General features: G+C 37.8%; 12 protein-coding genes. 6 read left to right on the top strand and 6 right to left on the bottom strand.

Translation table 11 applies throughout. The features are described from left to right. Nucleotides 1-51 precede the first annotated feature (51 nt). From NOX80_RS06910 to NOX80_RS06885, 6 genes are all read left to right on the top strand, one after another. Complete coding sequence (locus NOX80_RS06910; RefSeq protein ID WP_256552575.1) at nt 52-432, top strand: group III truncated hemoglobin; 381 nt, start codon at nt 52-54, stop codon at nt 430-432. Between the two features lie 118 nt (nt 433-550). Then, a complete protein-coding gene (locus NOX80_RS06905) occupies nt 551-1,612 on the top strand; it encodes a 3-oxoacyl-ACP synthase III family protein (protein WP_256552574.1) in 1,062 nt (353 codons plus the stop codon). Nucleotides 1,613-1,614: 2 nt separating this feature from the next. Further along, a complete protein-coding gene (locus NOX80_RS06900) occupies nt 1,615-2,139 on the top strand; it encodes a class I SAM-dependent methyltransferase (RefSeq protein ID WP_256552573.1) in 525 nt (174 codons plus the stop codon). Continuing rightward, entirely contained in the window at nt 2,139-2,987 is an 849-nt protein-coding gene (locus tag NOX80_RS06895; protein WP_256552572.1) for a glycosyltransferase, read from the top strand. The genes NOX80_RS06900 and NOX80_RS06895 overlap by 1 nt, the downstream gene beginning before the upstream one ends. A gap of 72 nt (nt 2,988-3,059) precedes the next feature. Further along, nucleotides 3,060-3,803, top strand: a complete 744-nt coding sequence (locus NOX80_RS06890) for an MlaE family ABC transporter permease (protein ID WP_256552571.1) — start codon at nt 3,060-3,062, stop codon at nt 3,801-3,803. Nucleotides 3,804-3,805: 2 nt separating this feature from the next. Continuing rightward, nucleotides 3,806-4,570, top strand: coding sequence for an ABC transporter ATP-binding protein (locus tag NOX80_RS06885; RefSeq protein ID WP_256552570.1), 765 nt, complete (start codon nt 3,806-3,808; stop codon nt 4,568-4,570). A gap of 48 nt (nt 4,571-4,618) precedes the next feature. On the opposite strand, the gene NOX80_RS06880 is transcribed toward NOX80_RS06885, so the two are convergent. The 6 genes from NOX80_RS06880 to NOX80_RS06855 all read right to left on the bottom strand — a co-directional run bounded on the left by NOX80_RS06880 (nt 4,619) and on the right by NOX80_RS06855 (nt 16,148). Next, nucleotides 4,619-10,387 carry a TcdA/TcdB catalytic glycosyltransferase domain-containing protein gene (locus NOX80_RS06880; RefSeq protein ID WP_256552569.1) on the bottom strand — a complete coding sequence of 1,923 codons (5,769 nt, stop codon included), beginning with the start codon at nt 10,385-10,387 and terminating at the stop codon, nt 4,619-4,621. A gap of 650 nt (nt 10,388-11,037) precedes the next feature. Further along, nucleotides 11,038-12,099: a mannose-1-phosphate guanylyltransferase gene (locus NOX80_RS06875; protein ID WP_256552568.1), complete on the bottom strand. Its 1,062-nt coding sequence runs from the start codon at nt 12,097-12,099 to the stop codon at nt 11,038-11,040. Between the two features lie 36 nt (nt 12,100-12,135). Then, entirely contained in the window at nt 12,136-12,735 is a 600-nt protein-coding gene (locus NOX80_RS06870) for a SprT-like domain-containing protein (protein ID WP_256552567.1), read from the bottom strand. A 20-nt stretch (nt 12,736-12,755) separates the two neighbouring features. After that, nucleotides 12,756-13,433 (bottom strand): SDR family NAD(P)-dependent oxidoreductase, encoded by a 678-nt coding sequence (locus NOX80_RS06865; protein WP_256552566.1) that lies wholly within the window; start codon nt 13,431-13,433, stop codon nt 12,756-12,758. 30 nt (nt 13,434-13,463) lie between these two features. Continuing rightward, nucleotides 13,464-14,429, bottom strand: a complete 966-nt coding sequence (locus NOX80_RS06860; protein ID WP_256552565.1) for a M28 family peptidase — start codon at nt 14,427-14,429, stop codon at nt 13,464-13,466. Between the two features lie 90 nt (nt 14,430-14,519). Then, nucleotides 14,520-16,148, bottom strand: coding sequence for a pyruvate dehydrogenase complex dihydrolipoamide acetyltransferase (locus tag NOX80_RS06855; RefSeq protein ID WP_256552564.1), 1,629 nt, complete (start codon nt 16,146-16,148; stop codon nt 14,520-14,522).

Raw genomic sequence — 16,148 nt, 5'->3', positions numbered from 1 at the left:
GCGGCTCTTTTTATATCCTATAAAGACGATCCAAATTTTTATTTCCACAGTATGCACGACATTACTTCCAGAACTGACCTTTTTCTGTTAATGCAAAAGTTTTACGCCAAGCTTTTATCAGATAACCGTATCCAATATATTTTTACCGACATAGCTCAGATTGATCTGGAAGCCCATTTGCCTCATCTAACTGATTTCTGGGAACAGACAATCTTACATCAGGGAAGTTATCGAAAAAACGTAATGCAACTTCATCTGGATCTTAATGCCAAAGAAAAACTTACGCCTGAACATTTTACCGTTTGGCTCGAACATTTCAACAAAACAGTTGATGAAAACTTTAAAGGCGATCGTTCAGAACTGATCAAGACACGCGCCCTCTCTATTGCTACGGTTATGCAGCTAAAGATTTCTCAAAAAAGTCACAATTAATTTCACTATCCATAATTTTAAACTCTTTTAAATAACTATTTCATAATAATTATTTTAAACAAAATTTTTCACCAATCGGAAGCGTTTAAAATCAATAACTTAGTACAAAGTTAATCTTATGAATAGTAAAATAATCGGATCCGGAAGTTATATTCCAAACGTTACCGTAACCAATCTTGATTTTGCCAGACATCAGTTTTTAAATGAAGACGGTTCTCCTTTTCCTTACCCTAATGATGTAATTGCTCAAAAATTCAAAGAGATTACCGGAATTGAAGAACGCCGGTATGTTGAAGACAACTTGTTAGCTTCGGATATTGCTTATTTTGCTGCTCAAAAAGCCATTGACGATGCCGGAATTGATCCCGAAACACTGGATTACATTATTTTCGCACATAACTTCGGTAACGTAAAACAAGGTGCTATTCAGACTGATATTCTTCCGAGTTTATCCGCCCGGGTTAAACACAGCTTAAAAATCAAAAATCCGAAATGTGTCGCCTATGATATTTTATTCGGATGTCCGGGATGGATTGAAGGCGTAATTCAAGCCAATGCCTATATTAAATCCGGGATGGCAAAAAGATGTCTGGTTATCGGTGCCGAGACATTGTCACGTGTAGTGGATATACACGATCGCGACAGTATGATTTATTCCGATGGTGCCGGAGCAACAATAATTGAGGCTACCGAAGAGGAAACTACCGGTGTATTAGCCCATGAAACCGCTTCTTTCACCCATGATGAAGCCTATTTTCTATATTTCGGAAATTCGTTTAACGACACACACGATCCCGATGTACGTTATATTAAAATGTACGGTCGGAAAATTTACGAATTTGCATTAAGTCAGGTTCCCAAAGCCATGAAAGAATGTCTTGATAACAGCGGAATCGACATTAGTGAAGTAAAAAAAGTACTGATTCATCAGGCTAATGAAAAAATGGATGAAGCGATCATTCAGCGTTTTTTCCGATTATACAAACAAACACCGCCGGAAGGTGTAATGCCGATGAGTATTCATAAACTCGGAAATTCCAGTGTAGCAACGGTTCCTACTTTATATGATTTGCTGATAAAAGGAAAAATTGAAAATCAGGAACTTCATAAAGGAGATGTTATTATCTTTGCATCCGTAGGCGCAGGCATGAACATAAACGCCTTCGTTTACCGATTATAATTATGTACGAAAAAACGTTTCCGAACAAAAGGTTCAAACACACTTTAGAGTTTCTTCAAAAACACATAACGACTTCCGAATCTATTTTGGATTTGGGCGTAGAAAATCCGTTTTCTACAATAATGAAAGAAAACGGCTATACGGTAACCAATACGAAAGGCGAAGATCTGGACATCGATCAAAGTGCGCTTTCGCAAAATAAATACCAGGTAACCACTGCTTTTGAAATTTTCGAACATCTATTGAATCCTTATACGGTTTTACAGCATATCCAATCGGATAAACTGGTACTTTCCATTCCGATGCGATTGTGGTTTTCACCGGCATATCGCAGCAAAACCGATATGTGGGATCGTCATTATCACGAATTTGAAGACTGGCAACTGGACTGGTTACTGGAAAAGGCCGGATGGAAAATCCTGGATCGCCAAAAGTTTACCAACCCGGTAAAACAGTTTGGTATTCGCCCTTTACTTCGTCGTTTTACACCGAGATATTACATTGTTTATGCTGAAAAAGTAAAATAATGAGATACTATATTGTTATTCCTGCTCATAACGAATCGGCTTTTATCGCCTTAACACTACAATCGTTGGTTGAACAAACACTGCAACCGCAAAAAGTAGTTGTGGTTAACGATAATTCTACGGATGACACCAATGCAATTGTAAGCGATTTTTCAGCTAAACATCCCTGGATCTCGATCATCGAAAAAAAATCGGATGCGATTCATTTACCCGGAAGCAAAGTCATTCAGGCTTTCCAAAAAGGTTTTGATACACTGGACAACAATTATGATGTGATTGTAAAGTTGGATGCCGATTTAATTTTACCGCCGGATTATTTTGAAAAAATCATCGGAAAATTCCAGAGTGATCCGACTGTCGGTATGGCCGGCGGATTTGCTTATATTGAGAAAAACGGTCATTGGATCTTGGAAAATCTTACCGACAAAGATCATATCCGAGGTGCCTTTAAAGCATATCGAAAAGACTGTTTTCAACAAATCGGCGGTTTAAAAGCAGCTATGGGTTGGGACACTGTAGACGAACTGCTTTGTAAATTTTACAACTGGAAAGTGGTAACCGACGAAAGTCTTATCGTAAAACATTTAAAACCAACCGGAGCCAACTATAACAAAACGGCACGTTACAAACAAGGCGAAGCATTTTACAGTCTTCGTTACGGTTTTCTTATTACAACAATTGCTTCCTTAAAGCTCGCAATGATGAAAAAGAAACCCTTACTATTTATTGATTATATCGTTGGTTTCTTAAAAGCCCGGAAAAATAAAAAACCGTATTTGGTCACACCGGAACAAGGTCGTTTTATCAGGAATTACCGGTTTCAAAAGATGAAGTCAAAGCTTTTATAATCCAAAAAACTACGCTACAATACGACATAACTCGTAACTTATTGGTATTTTAGCCAAGATTTATTAAATATTATGCTTAGATATCTGTCACAAATAGGGAAATATTTCCTGATGTTGAAAGAAGTCTTCAACAGACCGACAAAATGGTCGGCTATGAAGCAGCTAATTTTCAAAGAAATAGATGATTTAATTATCGGATCACTGGGAATTGTAGCGTTCATTTCGTTCTTTGTGGGTGGTGTTGTTGCCATTCAAACTGCTTTAAACCTTACCAATCCATTAATTCCGAAATACCTGATCGGTTTTGCCACACGTCAGTCGGTAATCCTTGAATTTGCTCCTACTTTTATCTCGATCATTATGGCCGGTAAAATGGGATCTTTTATCACTTCCAGTATTGGTACAATGCGGGTAACCGAACAAATCGATGCATTGGAAGTCATGGGAATTAATTCTCTGAATTATCTGGTATTTCCAAAAGTGATTGCGTTGCTTTTATATCCTTTTGTTATCGGATTAAGTATGTTTCTTGGAATTTTAGGCGGATGGATTGCCGGAGTTTACGGAGGTTTTGCTTCCAGTGATGAATTTATGACCGGTTTACAGGTAGAGTTTAATCCGTTCCACGTAACCTATGCCTTTCTTAAAACCGTTGTATTTGCCCTTTTACTGGCCACTATTCCATCCTTTCACGGCTATTACATGAAAGGTGGTGCGTTAGAAGTCGGTAAAGCCAGTACGACTTCATTCGTATGGACCAGTGTTGCCATTATCCTTGCGAATTATATTTTAACACAATTACTATTAACCAAATAATCATGATAGAAGTAAAAGATATCGAGAAATCATTTGGTGACACCAAAGTTTTAAAAGGAATTTCCACTGTTTTTGATACCGGCAAAACCAATTTGATTATTGGTCAGAGCGGATCCGGTAAAACTGTATTATTAAAAAGTCTTTTAGGCATCCATACTCCGGATAAAGGAACCATTTCATTTGATGGACGAATTTATTCAGACCTTACAAATGATCAAAAACGGGATTTACGGACAGAAATCGGAATGGTATTTCAGGGAAGTGCGTTGTTTGACTCAATGACCGTGGAAGAAAATATCGGTTTTCCGTTAAAGATGTTTACCAATAAGAATCCACGTGAAATTCAGGAACGCGTTAATTTTGTTATCGATCGTGTAAAACTGATCAATGCTAATACAAAAAAACCTTCAGAAATATCAGGAGGAATGCAAAAACGTGTAGCTATTGCCCGTGCCATTGTAAACAATCCTAAATATTTATTTTGTGATGAGCCGAACTCCGGTCTGGATCCCAAAACTTCAATTGTAATCGACAACCTGATTCAGGAAATCACAGAAGAATACAATATTACAACGGTAATCAATACCCATGACATGAACTCTGTAATGGAAATCGGTGAAAAAATCATTTTTTTAAAAGAAGGTATTCTGGCTTGGGAAGGAACCAAAAAAGAGATCTTTAAAACCGATAATGAAGCTATTGTTGATTTTGTTTATTCTTCAAATCTCTTTAAAAAAGTACGAAAAGCCCAAAACAGGGAATTATAATACGAAAGCCTTCTTTACAGAAGGCTTTCTTTTTTGTCAGAACACAATTTATTCTGAGAAGGGAATAACTACAGACTCTTCATCCGAAAAATCTTTACAGAGCTCCCATAAAAAACTAATTTTTATTTTATTACGAATACTTCTTCGTAAGTAAACATCCGTATTGGCTAATGTTTGTGTTATATCCTGATTATAGATATCTCTAAACAAAATGGTTAATCTTTCGTTCGAGTTACTTCTGTTTAGTAAATGAACTAATAAGGAATTACGTTCCTTACTTACCGACATAGTATAGGTTTTACCAAAATCAAACATTTCAATCGTATTTTGTACATTCGCTAATGAATGTGCTTCAAAAACAATCAACGGCTTTTGTGCATTACACATATACCTACGAATTACTGTTACATGTACCGTATGATTAGCTGACACTGTCCATGCAAAATCTTTAAACTCCTCTGGTATGGTTAACACTTTTGTTTTTAAGTTTGCAAATAAAACTGCTTTTTTAGTCTTGGTATTAATGAAAAAAGTTCCTGTAGTACTAATACAAATCACTTCATCAGCAACAACAAATTTGCCCTTATATATCGTTTCAAATAAACCAAAATGAAATGCTTGTTTATAAAACTCCCGATTACTATCATTCCATTTATCAATATCGATCTGAGTCACGACACCTTTTCTCAACTTATGATCGTAGTAAAAGGAAAAGCCGTCCAGAGTAGAAAACTGTACATTGCTTACCGTATTATCATGTACTTTACAACCGTCAATATAAAGCAGTTGCAAGGCGAGTCCTTCTAAGGTCAACACCGGTTTTACTCCGCCGGTTAATGAAAAAGTAACGTTATTCAAATCCGAGAGTTTGTACTCTTCAAAATGAACACGCTCCACCGATACATCTATATTACCCGAAACCGGCGGTAGTATATACAGATTAATTATCTGACTGAACTCGGCACTACGGTTACTGATCTTATTCAAGATATACGTATTTCCTCCGCCTCTTCCGTATACACTTACCCGGGACATCCTACCTAAAACAAATACATTCGGTTTATTCGATTGTCCTTTGACCACAACTTCTCTATGCAATTCAAAATTAGACAACGAACATCGGACAATATTAAAATTGGAAACAGCTACTTTTATACAGTTTGAATAGCGGTCATTTCCCATATAAACAGGCTGATAACCGGTAATATCCAAATCGACATTTAAGTTGAGTTGTACCTGAGAAAGATCCAATGTATTATTTCCCGAACCGCCATCAAGGAGATATCGCCCTGTTTGTCCTAACACCACCACATTATTGCCCGGTCCGGTAGTAATGTTAAACTGATAATTTGCATGTTGTTCTATAATATATGAAGCTTCCCTGGCATCCGACCAGTTCACAATATCCGGTGTAATAAAAGTGTTATCCAAACTGTTCCCGATAACGGTACAACTTGCTCCGTCCTGTTGGATAGAATTATAATTCGCCCGGGTATAGAAGGTTTCCCAATAACCACCGCTGGCTCTGCCGTTTCGGGAATCATAAAGCAACCAGTCGGAAATATATTCCACCTGAGTCATGAGTTGATAACGACTACCGTAGCCCAGTATAACCCTGTCAATCAATCCCCATCCGATATTAAACGGTGATCGAATCGGATCAAAAAATTCTTCTCTGGCAAAAGGTCCGATCGGACTCGTATAGCTATAACCGTAACCAATAGCATTTCTCACTTCTTGCGGGCTCTTCTCCGGATGATGACCATAACGGATCGCTGTATCGCAGGATTTGGTATAGGTTAACTGATGCGGATTTTTTCTATCATCGCTCAATACCAAACGGACATCACCACAAAGTTGGTTTTTAGACAGATCCGCCAAATTGCGATTTCGGGTATTAGGCACCGGACTATAACTGTTGGCAATCTCCCGTAATCGATCCTGCCATTCGGTTAGTTTATAATACCGATCATGAGCATTGGCCAGATTCTGAACAATCGCTGTAACACCCATTCCTACTGCTCCGACAATAAGAGCCGGAATGGCTACTTCCGGAACCGCGAATGAAGCCAGGGTTAGTGCCGTTACAATAGAATCGGTAACCAGCTGACTAATCGCTACTGCACGGGCAGGACCCGAATCGGCACTATTCAAATACGTCACATCTTCATATAATCCCCAGACATTTAATCCGATTAACGGTAATTTTAAAAACATACTCACCGAAGTCAGCAGTTTTCCGATAGTTCCGCCTATTCGAACAGCCGTCTGTTCACACAAATTGGCTAAAGTACCTTCTATCGAAAATGAAAAGACCGTCCCGGATGCCGTTAGCGTATCACCGATAACCGTCATGGCGACAGTTCCCAGTATCGCATCGGCTAATTGTTTGCCGCCCAAAACAACCGATGCAATATCATATCCGCTACCATGACCGCTACGAAGTGCCGTAGCACCACGAATTAAACCCATAAGGCCAAGACCTGCTCCGCCCAATACAAGAGCCGATTCACTGCTTTCGCCCAAAGTAGCAATATGCTCACTCACGACATTTTCAAATTCTTTGCCATCCAGAGTAAGCGGGACTTCCTGACCGGTTTCTTTATGAACCAAAACCATTTTATACTGATGATCCGCTAGCTTTTCAACTTCTCCGGTTTTAAATCGGTATTCCTCCAGGTTGAGACCTAATTGATCCACCATGTTCTTTAACCTGATCGAAAAACGATCATACAGATCCGCAATCTGTTTGGATGATTCTAAGATCGTATAATGCAGCGGATCAATATGGTTGGTGGCTTTTCCGCCTGTAAGATCCGCGAGCGATACAATACCACCGTCGGTTTGCAGTTTTCCGATCTGTTTTAACGCCTCCAGTCGGTTAATTGTTGCAGTATCCGCTTCATGGTCGTAGATAAAACGAAGGAGTTTCTGACTATCAAAAGTCACTTGATCCCAAAAGTCGGCGGTGGCAAACGGTGTGTTCTCATCCATCGCAAAGCCTTTATATTTACCTCCCATAGCCACCAATTCGGTACGCTTAAAACGGGCTGTACCGATACTGAGCATACCGTTTTCCCGATCTAATGAACTAAGTCGGTCTACGGTTAGTTCAGCTCCTCCTTCTGAAAGGATACTCCTAAAATACCTTACGTTATCAAAGGCCCATAAATCGGAGTTTGTATAGCCGGAGATATTCACCGTAGTCGCATCCGTTAATCCGTAATAGGTGCCCAATCCATGCTTTAGATCCAGATGAGCCCGGATAAAGGCACCCACTTTCTCTTGGCTATCAAAACGAACATATCCGATATTGGAATCATAAAATGTATACAAATCACCTTTACGACTTAAGGTCATCCCATGATTGGTCGTGGTCAGTAAATAACGAACTTCCCTTTCAAAGGTAAGGCTGCTTAACACGGTTTCAAGAGTAGCTAAAGTGGCACTTCCGGTATTTTGAAACACAGAGGTGCTTTCATTAAAAAAATTTTTATTGGCCACTTTATTCAATTCCCGTAGTTGTCGGGAATATTCTGTATACAATCCGGCATCTGATTGTGACAACTGATTACGTAACTGACCAACCTGAAGTGCTGATATTGCCGAAATATCCGAGGCAAAAATAGTAGCGCCTTCCAGATAATCATCAGCCATTCCTTGAAGCAACGACAAGCTCAAACACAATCCTTCCGGATATTCATAGGAAGACAGCAATAAATCCTGTGGTAAAAACTGAATCGATTCCGCGGAATGCGCTTCTCCCAATTCATAAAACTGCATCGCCTTTCTCTCAAAAAAATCACGGAAGTGTAAGACAGTCTCTAATTCGACTTCCACATTTGGATTTACAGCCCTTATTTCAGCATGAACTGGCAAATTCAAAAACGTATTTGAGTGAGTAAAAGAAGCATCATTAACAAAATGAGAGAAATATTGCGGATGTAATCCATCAAATATTATCCCAATAATAAAATCAGAAAAACCCCTTCCATATTGTTGAACACAATACTCCGTAAGCCCTTCATTTACAATACCCAAACCACTTAACAAATCATCAAAATCTTTTCTACTATCAAAGAATCTTCCAAATCTGTATTTATAAATTGCTTCAATCTCTTTATCTTTAAAAAAACGGGCATCATCATCTAAACCTTCATAATTTTCTTCACTAAACACCTCATTTTTAAAAGCAATAAGACTTTCTGCTGTCATATTTACAGAAAGGTGCGGCAGAATTTGCTCTATTTGTCTGTTGTGTTCCTTGACACGATCTATAATTTTCTGTAATCCCGCAGAATCACTACGTGAACTAAGAATGCTTTGATATGGAAAAAAATTTGCTTTATTAGAAAGGTACGAATGCTTAACATAATCTTTAAAAATAGGATTATTTACAATTGTTTTAAAAAATCCTTCAATCGGTAATTCTTTCAAATCATTCCAAATAGCATCGACCCTTTGTCGATCACCGGCAGTTGTTTCATTATAATGAAGAAGCAAAGGTTGAGCAGTCTGCAACAGCTTTTTACCTGTAATCATTTCGTTAACTGCCATCTCAACAGTATTCAAATTATCGCATATAGAGATCGTAAACGGTTCTGCATTTCTACCTAAACCTCCTTTATTCTTCGTGTGCAGATCAATAATATTCTTTATACCACTATTAAATTGTGGTAAGGAACCCGTTTCAAGAACATTCCCACCTTCCGTATTTAATACGATTAAAGAAAAGATATTATGCGCTGCTCTGTAATCCATTCGTAAGAGTAGCTCCCGTTTGTAATAGCGAGCTAAATCAGGATGTGAATCAAGTATTTCAGAGACATCACGAGAAGCAAAATGAGGATATTTTGGAGGTAGAATATCTTGTATTACATTGAGTGCAGCTCTTCGAGCATTTAGTTTTGCAGTAAACATTTGTATTCTATTTTGGGGTAAATTTAATTGCTCCTGCATAAAACGTATCCGCAAATTATCCCATTCTTCAACAGGTCTATCTTTTATAAAATTATAGGCATTATCCTGAATAGGAATTTCCAAAGGAGGTATACCCTTTTTGAACTCTTCTAAATAAACGACTCTAGTATTTCTTAATTCGAGAAGCTGAACATGTAGTGCATTTATCTGATGTAATAATTCATTTGTTGGATTATTATCATACAAAGCCTGCAACTCTCTTTCTTGCTGCTCCATATCATTTAATTGCTGTGGGAGGTTCAATCGTTCCGGATATCTTATTCTCCAATTAAGAGTAGCCCGATTCATAACATGTTGATGTATCTCGTCATATAAATCATGCACCATCAGATTATTTCTATCCGACCAAAAGTTCACTGTAGAAGGTATTGCTTTTCTACTTTGTGCAATGCACCAAGCTTCAATATTTCCGACATCATATCTCGAAAATGCATATGAGATATTTACCAAATGAAATATATCTTCCAACATTACCTCATTTGTTCCCAAAGAGAGAATATTCTCTCCTATATTTAGTGTTTGCACTTCAATTATATTGACTAATGCCAGTTTTGCTTCCGGATTATTTTCAAATATCGGATCAACAGAATTCATCGATACGTCTTTAAGAAGCTCCAACTCATCTCGTGTCATTATCAACAAACGAAATCCTTCTTCACCTAGCTGTTGATGATCGGTTAGATTATGATAATTATCCAAATTATCTTTTAATCTATTAAAAGTGTTATTACAATATGTTTCAAGTTCTCCTCTGGATTCTTGATTTGTTGCCAGTTCTAAAATTTCACTTAGAAGTCTCTCCCAAGTCAAAACAGGTTTTGGTGGCGGTAATGGCATAAAATTTAATTTTTAAAGTTTTTAATAAATTAGTGACATGTCTAAAAAAGAATAAGCCTGTCTCTGATTACTTTAGTCCAAATAAAATCCCAGCATGGCATGCATAATAGCTTCGCTTATTTCTTTAAACAACTGCAAAAGGGCTTTCAGAGTTTTAGGGAGATTTTTGTTTTCCAATTACCTTTTAGTAATTATTAAAGCTTTATACTTATCTATTTTAGAAAAGGCAAAACTTTTCAGCAGATTATCGGAACACAACACACAACAATATGTCTATTATTAATCGTGATATTCTGATAATCTTGCTTCTGTTGCTCACTTGATTTGAACAGGAGAAAATAATTCAAGTGTTTCAGCACAGAGTAACTGCTATTAAATTAACACTCAGCTCTCAAAGGCATTCTTATGATTCGAATCATTTTAAAATTAGTCTTTTCTTTCCTTTCTTTTATTTTTACCACCTAATTGACCTGATCATAAAATAATATGTCCGATCTTTAAATAATGTTTAAAAAAAAACATCTTTATTTCCTCAATCTAAGATTTTACGATATCTTTCAGTCTACATGCGAATCCTATGAACAAGCAACAAAAAAAATACCCCCAAACAGATTATGCTATTTGGGGGTATTCTCTATTATTTATTTTTGTTATTTCTGATCTAACAACATGCTTATTTTTTTAATTTCCTGTTCTTTATCTTTAGGAAAGATTAACAAGGTATCATTTTTGTCCACGACAATAAAATCACTAAGTCCGTTAATCACTACCAACTTCTTACCTTCTGTCCGGATAATGTTATTGGATGCGTTTTCCAGAATCATCGTGGCATTAACAACCGCATTAAACTGTTCGTCTTTTGGCAGTTTTTCATGAAGAGATCCCCATGTTCCCAGATCATTCCAGTCGAATGTAGCCGGTAAAACATACACATTTCGGGCTTTTTCCAGAACAGCATAATCAATTGAAATGTTTTCAGCATCGGCATAAATCTCATTGATAAATTCCTGTTCCCGTGATGTATTATAAAATGTTTTTCCTTTTTCAAAAAGATGAATCATTTCAGGTAAAAACGTTTCGAAGGCTTCGGTAATGGATCGGATACTCCATATAAATATTCCGGCGTTCCATAAAAAGTTACGACTCTGAATAAACGCTTTTGCTGTAGCATAATCCGGTTTTTCACGGAATTGCACTACTTTTTTAATCGGATTGTTATCCAGTTTATTGTATTCGATATAACCGTATCCTGTATTCGGGAAAGTCGGTAAAATTCCCAATGTCATTAATACATTATTTTGAGAACAGTATTCGAATGATTTATGAAGGTTGGCTACGAATTGATCTTCATCTTCAATCCAGTGATCGCTTGGTGCTACTACAACCAAAGCATCCGGATTTTGTCGTTGTATTTTTAATGAAGCAAATAAAATACAAGGTGCCGTATTTCGCATTACCGGTTCCAGAATTACCTGATCTTGTTTTACCTGCGGTAACTGTTCCAAAACTAACTGATTATAGCGTTCATTCGTTAAGATCAGTATATTTTCTTTCGGTACAATTTTAGAAAGTCGGCTAAACGTTTTCTGGATCAGGGTTTCTCCCGTACCCAGCATATCGTGAAACTGTTTCGGGAAATCTACGGTACTAACCGGCCAAAAGCGAGATCCTACACCTCCGGCCATTAATATTGCATAATAGTTCTTATTCATTGTTTGGGGCCACAAAATGGCTTATTCTTTAGTTTATTATCTTGGCAACAATTCTACTTCGGCATTGGGATTAAACAAATACACCTTACCTGAGCTTACTTCCATACATTCAAATCGTTTGAGACGTTGTGCTCCTTTTTTAAAAATCCGACCATTATGAATCCGGAAAACGCTTCCGTATGGAATTTCAAATATATAATTTTTATCGTTAGCAGGATCAAATTGTTTTAAGGCTAATGCCAAAGTTGAATCGGTATCACTACTCGCTTTCGGGTTTCTGAAATGACGTGCCAACAAAGGCAATAACTGATTCGGAAAAATCTCCGGGCGTAAAAACGGCACCATTAACCTTTGAAATGTAAGTTTCCATTCATCGCCATGCGGTTTAATGTTTCGCCCGTATTTTTCAAAAGCGACCAAATGGGCAATTTCATGAATCAGCGTCATTAAAAACCGGTATTTATTCAGACTGGCATTTACTGTGATCTGATGATAACCGTCCGGATGTTTCCGGTAATCACCATGCCGGGTTACCCGTTCATTAACAATTTTCAGATGTACCCGATTGAGTTTTATCAGTTCAAAGACCGCATCGAGCGCATTTTCCGGTATATACGGTGCTAATTTATCTTTCATCTTTATCCTCCCCTAACCTTTTAAGGCGTTGTTGAAGAAACCTGTAATACTTTTCCGTTATAATATTTATTTCCGTTTATCGCAAAATCGGCTATATACGCAGCCATTTCTTTTGCTGTTACCGGTGCTTCATACCCCGGAAAAGCTTCTTGCAACATTTCGGTCTGAACCGCTCCTAAAGCCAGTACATTGAACGAAATTCCTTTTTCTTTATATTCTTCTGCTAATAATTCCGATAGCGTGATAACAGCTCCTTTACTGGAACTATAGGCTGAAAGACCTGCAAATTTCATACTTCCCTGTATTCCGCCCATACTGCTAATCGTTATCACATGGCTTCCTTTTTCCATATGCGGAATACAAATCCGAGTAAGATTGGCTACGCCAAACACATTTACTTTATAAATATTTTCAAACTCCGAAGCCGAAATTTCACCAAAAGGTTTTAGCAATAACGCTCCGGCATTATGGATAATGATATCTACTTTTTTCCAGGTTGTCTCGATAAACTGTCGCACTTTTTCCAAGTCACTTTCAACGGACAAATCGATACTTAAACAACTTATATTCTCATTTTCGAGTAATGCTTGTGGTTGTTTTCGTGACAAGGCCAATACCTGGTGTCCCGCTTCTGCATATCCTAAAGCCAATTCATACCCAATTCCCCGACTGGTTCCTGTAATAATAATATTCTTCATTCTACTATAAAAAGCGAATCGCTTTTAGTTTTAATTTAGTTTAATTTCATGTCCTTTTGAATTTGTCATTCCCAATACAGCCGGAATAATTTCTTCGGCATAGGCCTTCATATGTGCCGTATCCATCAATTTAAATTCGTCTAACGGATGGTGGTAATACGAATAATTTTCAAAGTCAAACGTACATACCGTTTGTGCCGGTACATTAAATTCTACAAAAAACGGATAATTATCAGACGCCATGAACAAGCGGTATTGCAATTCAATTTCTAAAAATCCAACCGTTTTTTTGTTTGTGTATTCATTGATTTTTTCCGACATATTGGATTTTCCGAATCCGGTTATATAAGAAGAAAACTCTCTTTTCATCGGCACGCCCAACATTTCAAAGTTTAGCATCGTATACAGATTAAAGTTTTGCCCTTTTAGTTTTTTAGCTAAATGATAGGAACCTAATAACCCTTTTTCTTCTCCAGAAAAGAACACTACAAGTATACTTCTTTTATTGGTTTTGTTTTTTGCAAAATATTTCGCGACTTCCGACATCACTGTTGTTCCGGAAGCATTATCATTAGCTCCGTTAGCAATATCATCGCCATTTACAGCTGTAGAAACTCTTCCAATATGATCATAATGTGCTCCGATAATAACAAATTCATTTTTAAGTTTCGGATCATTCCCCTCGATTACGCCAACGATATTAAAAGCCGGTTTATGGTAATTCCCTAAAGTATCACGATAGGTTTTAAAATAGGGTTTGATTTTATTTTCTTTCAACAGGTTTTCCAGATAAACCGCTGCTTTTTCGATTCCTTTACTTCCGCTATCGCGCCCTTCTAATTCATCTGACGACAAGTATTGTAATGTATTGACAACATCTTGTTGTTTCACTTCATATGGCAAAGCAGTTGTTGACGCTTCTTTTCCGTTATTTTTTGTATTTGAAGTTGCACATGCCAATAATAGAAACGGCAGCAGATAAAGTGTTTTTCTCATGGGGATTTTTGTTTTTACACTTTCGCTAAAATAATAAAAATCCCGTCCTGAATTTCAAGACGGGATTGATTTATTTAGAATATTTCTGAATTAAGCCAGCATTGTTACCGGATTTTCCAGATATTGTCTTAATGTTTGCAAGAATTGAGCTCCTGTCGCCCCATCTACAGTTCTGTGATCACATGCCAGAGTTACTTTCATTGTATTCCCTACCACGATCTGACCGTTTCTTACTACCGGTTTTTCAACAATTGCACCTACAGATAAAATTGCTGAATTCGGTTGATTGATAATCGATGTAAATTCGGTGATTCCGAACATTCCCAGATTCGAAACGGTAAACGTACTTCCTTCCATTTCGTTAGGTTGTAATTTTTTGTTTCGGGCTCTTCCGGCTACATCTTTTACATTTCCTCCGATCTGAGACAATGTCATCTGATCCGCAAAACGCAATACCGGCACTACTAATCCGTCTTCAACGGCTACGGCAACACCGATGTTCACATGATGATTGATCACTGTTACATCATCTTTCCATTGTGAGTTTACCTGCGGATGTTTTTTCAATGCCATCGCACATGCTTTAATCACCATATCATTGAATGATACTTTTGTATCCGGCAATCCGTTAATCATTTCACGGGAAGCCATTGCATTGTCCATTGCTACTTCAATAGTAAGATAGTAGTGTGGTGCAGTAAACTTCGATTCCGCTAATCTACGGGCAATCGTTTTACGCATCTGCGAGTTTTTCACTTCTTCCACGTAAGTTTCACCAGCCGGTACAAATGGTTTCACCTGAGGTGCAGCAGCTACAGTAGCTGACTCTGCTGCTTTTTGCGGTTGTACCGGAGCAGCAGCCTGAGGTGTATAATTTTCTACGTCTTTTTTAACAATACGACCGTTTTCACCGGTTCCTTTTACCTGTGTAAGATCTACTCCTTTTTCCTGAGCGATTTTCTTAGCCAACGGTGAAGCAAAAACGCGTCCGTTATCAGCTGTTGATTGCGTTGCAACCGGTGCAGCCGTAGCTTCTTTTGTTTCTGTTTTCGTTTCCGTTACTGCTTCCGAAGCACCGCCGGCAGTATAATTTGCTGCAATAGCACTTACATCAGTACCGGCAGGTCCGATAATGGCAAGAATACTATCAACCGGAGCTGATTGTCCTTCCTGTACACCGATATATAAAAGTGTACCGGAGTTAAAGGATTCGAATTCCATTGTTGCTTTATCGGTTTCAATTTCAGCCAGAATATCGCCTTCTGAAATCGCATCACCGATTTTTTTCAACCAGGTTGCTACCGTTCCGTCAGTCATCGTATCACTTAGACGCGGCATAGTAACTACTTTTACACCAGCCGGAATTTCAGCCGTTGGTGTTTTTGTTTCTGTTTTTACCTCTTCTGTTTTAGAAGTCGCTTCTTCTTTCGGAGCAGCAACTGCACTGTGATCTCCGTTTAATAAAGCAGAGATATCTTCACCCGGCGCACCGATAATTGCTAACAAAGCGTCTACCGGAGCCGATTCTCCTTCTTGTATTCCAATGTGCAATAAGGTTCCCGAATTAAACGATTCGAACTCCATTGTTGCTTTATCTGTTTCAATTTCTGCAAGAATATCGCCTTCTTTAACAACATCTCCTACTTTCTTTAACCAAGTCGCCACAACACCTTCAGTCATGGTGTCACTTAGACGGGGCATGGTAACAACTACTGCCAT

The organism is Flavobacterium cerinum, from assembly GCF_024496085.1.
In the GTDB taxonomy this organism is placed as follows: domain Bacteria; phylum Bacteroidota; class Bacteroidia; order Flavobacteriales; family Flavobacteriaceae; genus Flavobacterium; species Flavobacterium cerinum_A.
Note: the sequence above shows the minus strand (reverse complement) of the source record. Positions and strands in the feature narration are given on the sequence as shown.

Bases quoted from the DNA above. Each gene is read 5' to 3' on its own strand.
- NOX80_RS06865 (WP_256552566.1), bottom strand. From the start codon at position 13,433: ATGAAGAATATTATTATTACAGGAACCAGTCGGGGAATTGGGTATGAA.
- NOX80_RS06870 (WP_256552567.1), bottom strand. From the start codon at position 12,735: ATGAAAGATAAATTAGCACCGTATATACCGGAAAATGCGCTCGATGCG.
- NOX80_RS06905 (WP_256552574.1), top strand. From the start codon at position 551: ATGAATAGTAAAATAATCGGATCCGGAAGTTATATTCCAAACGTTACC.
- NOX80_RS06885 (WP_256552570.1), top strand. From the start codon at position 3,806: ATGATAGAAGTAAAAGATATCGAGAAATCATTTGGTGACACCAAAGTT.
- NOX80_RS06855 (WP_256552564.1), bottom strand. From the start codon at position 16,148: ATGGCAGTAGTTGTTACCATGCCCCGTCTAAGTGACACCATGACTGAA.
- NOX80_RS06880 (WP_256552569.1), bottom strand. From the start codon at position 10,387: ATGCCATTACCGCCACCAAAACCTGTTTTGACTTGGGAGAGACTTCTA.
- NOX80_RS06875 (WP_256552568.1), bottom strand. From the start codon at position 12,099: ATGAATAAGAACTATTATGCAATATTAATGGCCGGAGGTGTAGGATCT.
- NOX80_RS06895 (WP_256552572.1), top strand. From the start codon at position 2,139: ATGAGATACTATATTGTTATTCCTGCTCATAACGAATCGGCTTTTATC.
- NOX80_RS06910 (WP_256552575.1), top strand. From the start codon at position 52: ATGCACGACATTACTTCCAGAACTGACCTTTTTCTGTTAATGCAAAAG.
- NOX80_RS06860 (WP_256552565.1), bottom strand. From the start codon at position 14,429: ATGAGAAAAACACTTTATCTGCTGCCGTTTCTATTATTGGCATGTGCA.
- NOX80_RS06890 (WP_256552571.1), top strand. From the start codon at position 3,060: ATGCTTAGATATCTGTCACAAATAGGGAAATATTTCCTGATGTTGAAA.
- NOX80_RS06900 (WP_256552573.1), top strand. From the start codon at position 1,615: ATGTACGAAAAAACGTTTCCGAACAAAAGGTTCAAACACACTTTAGAG.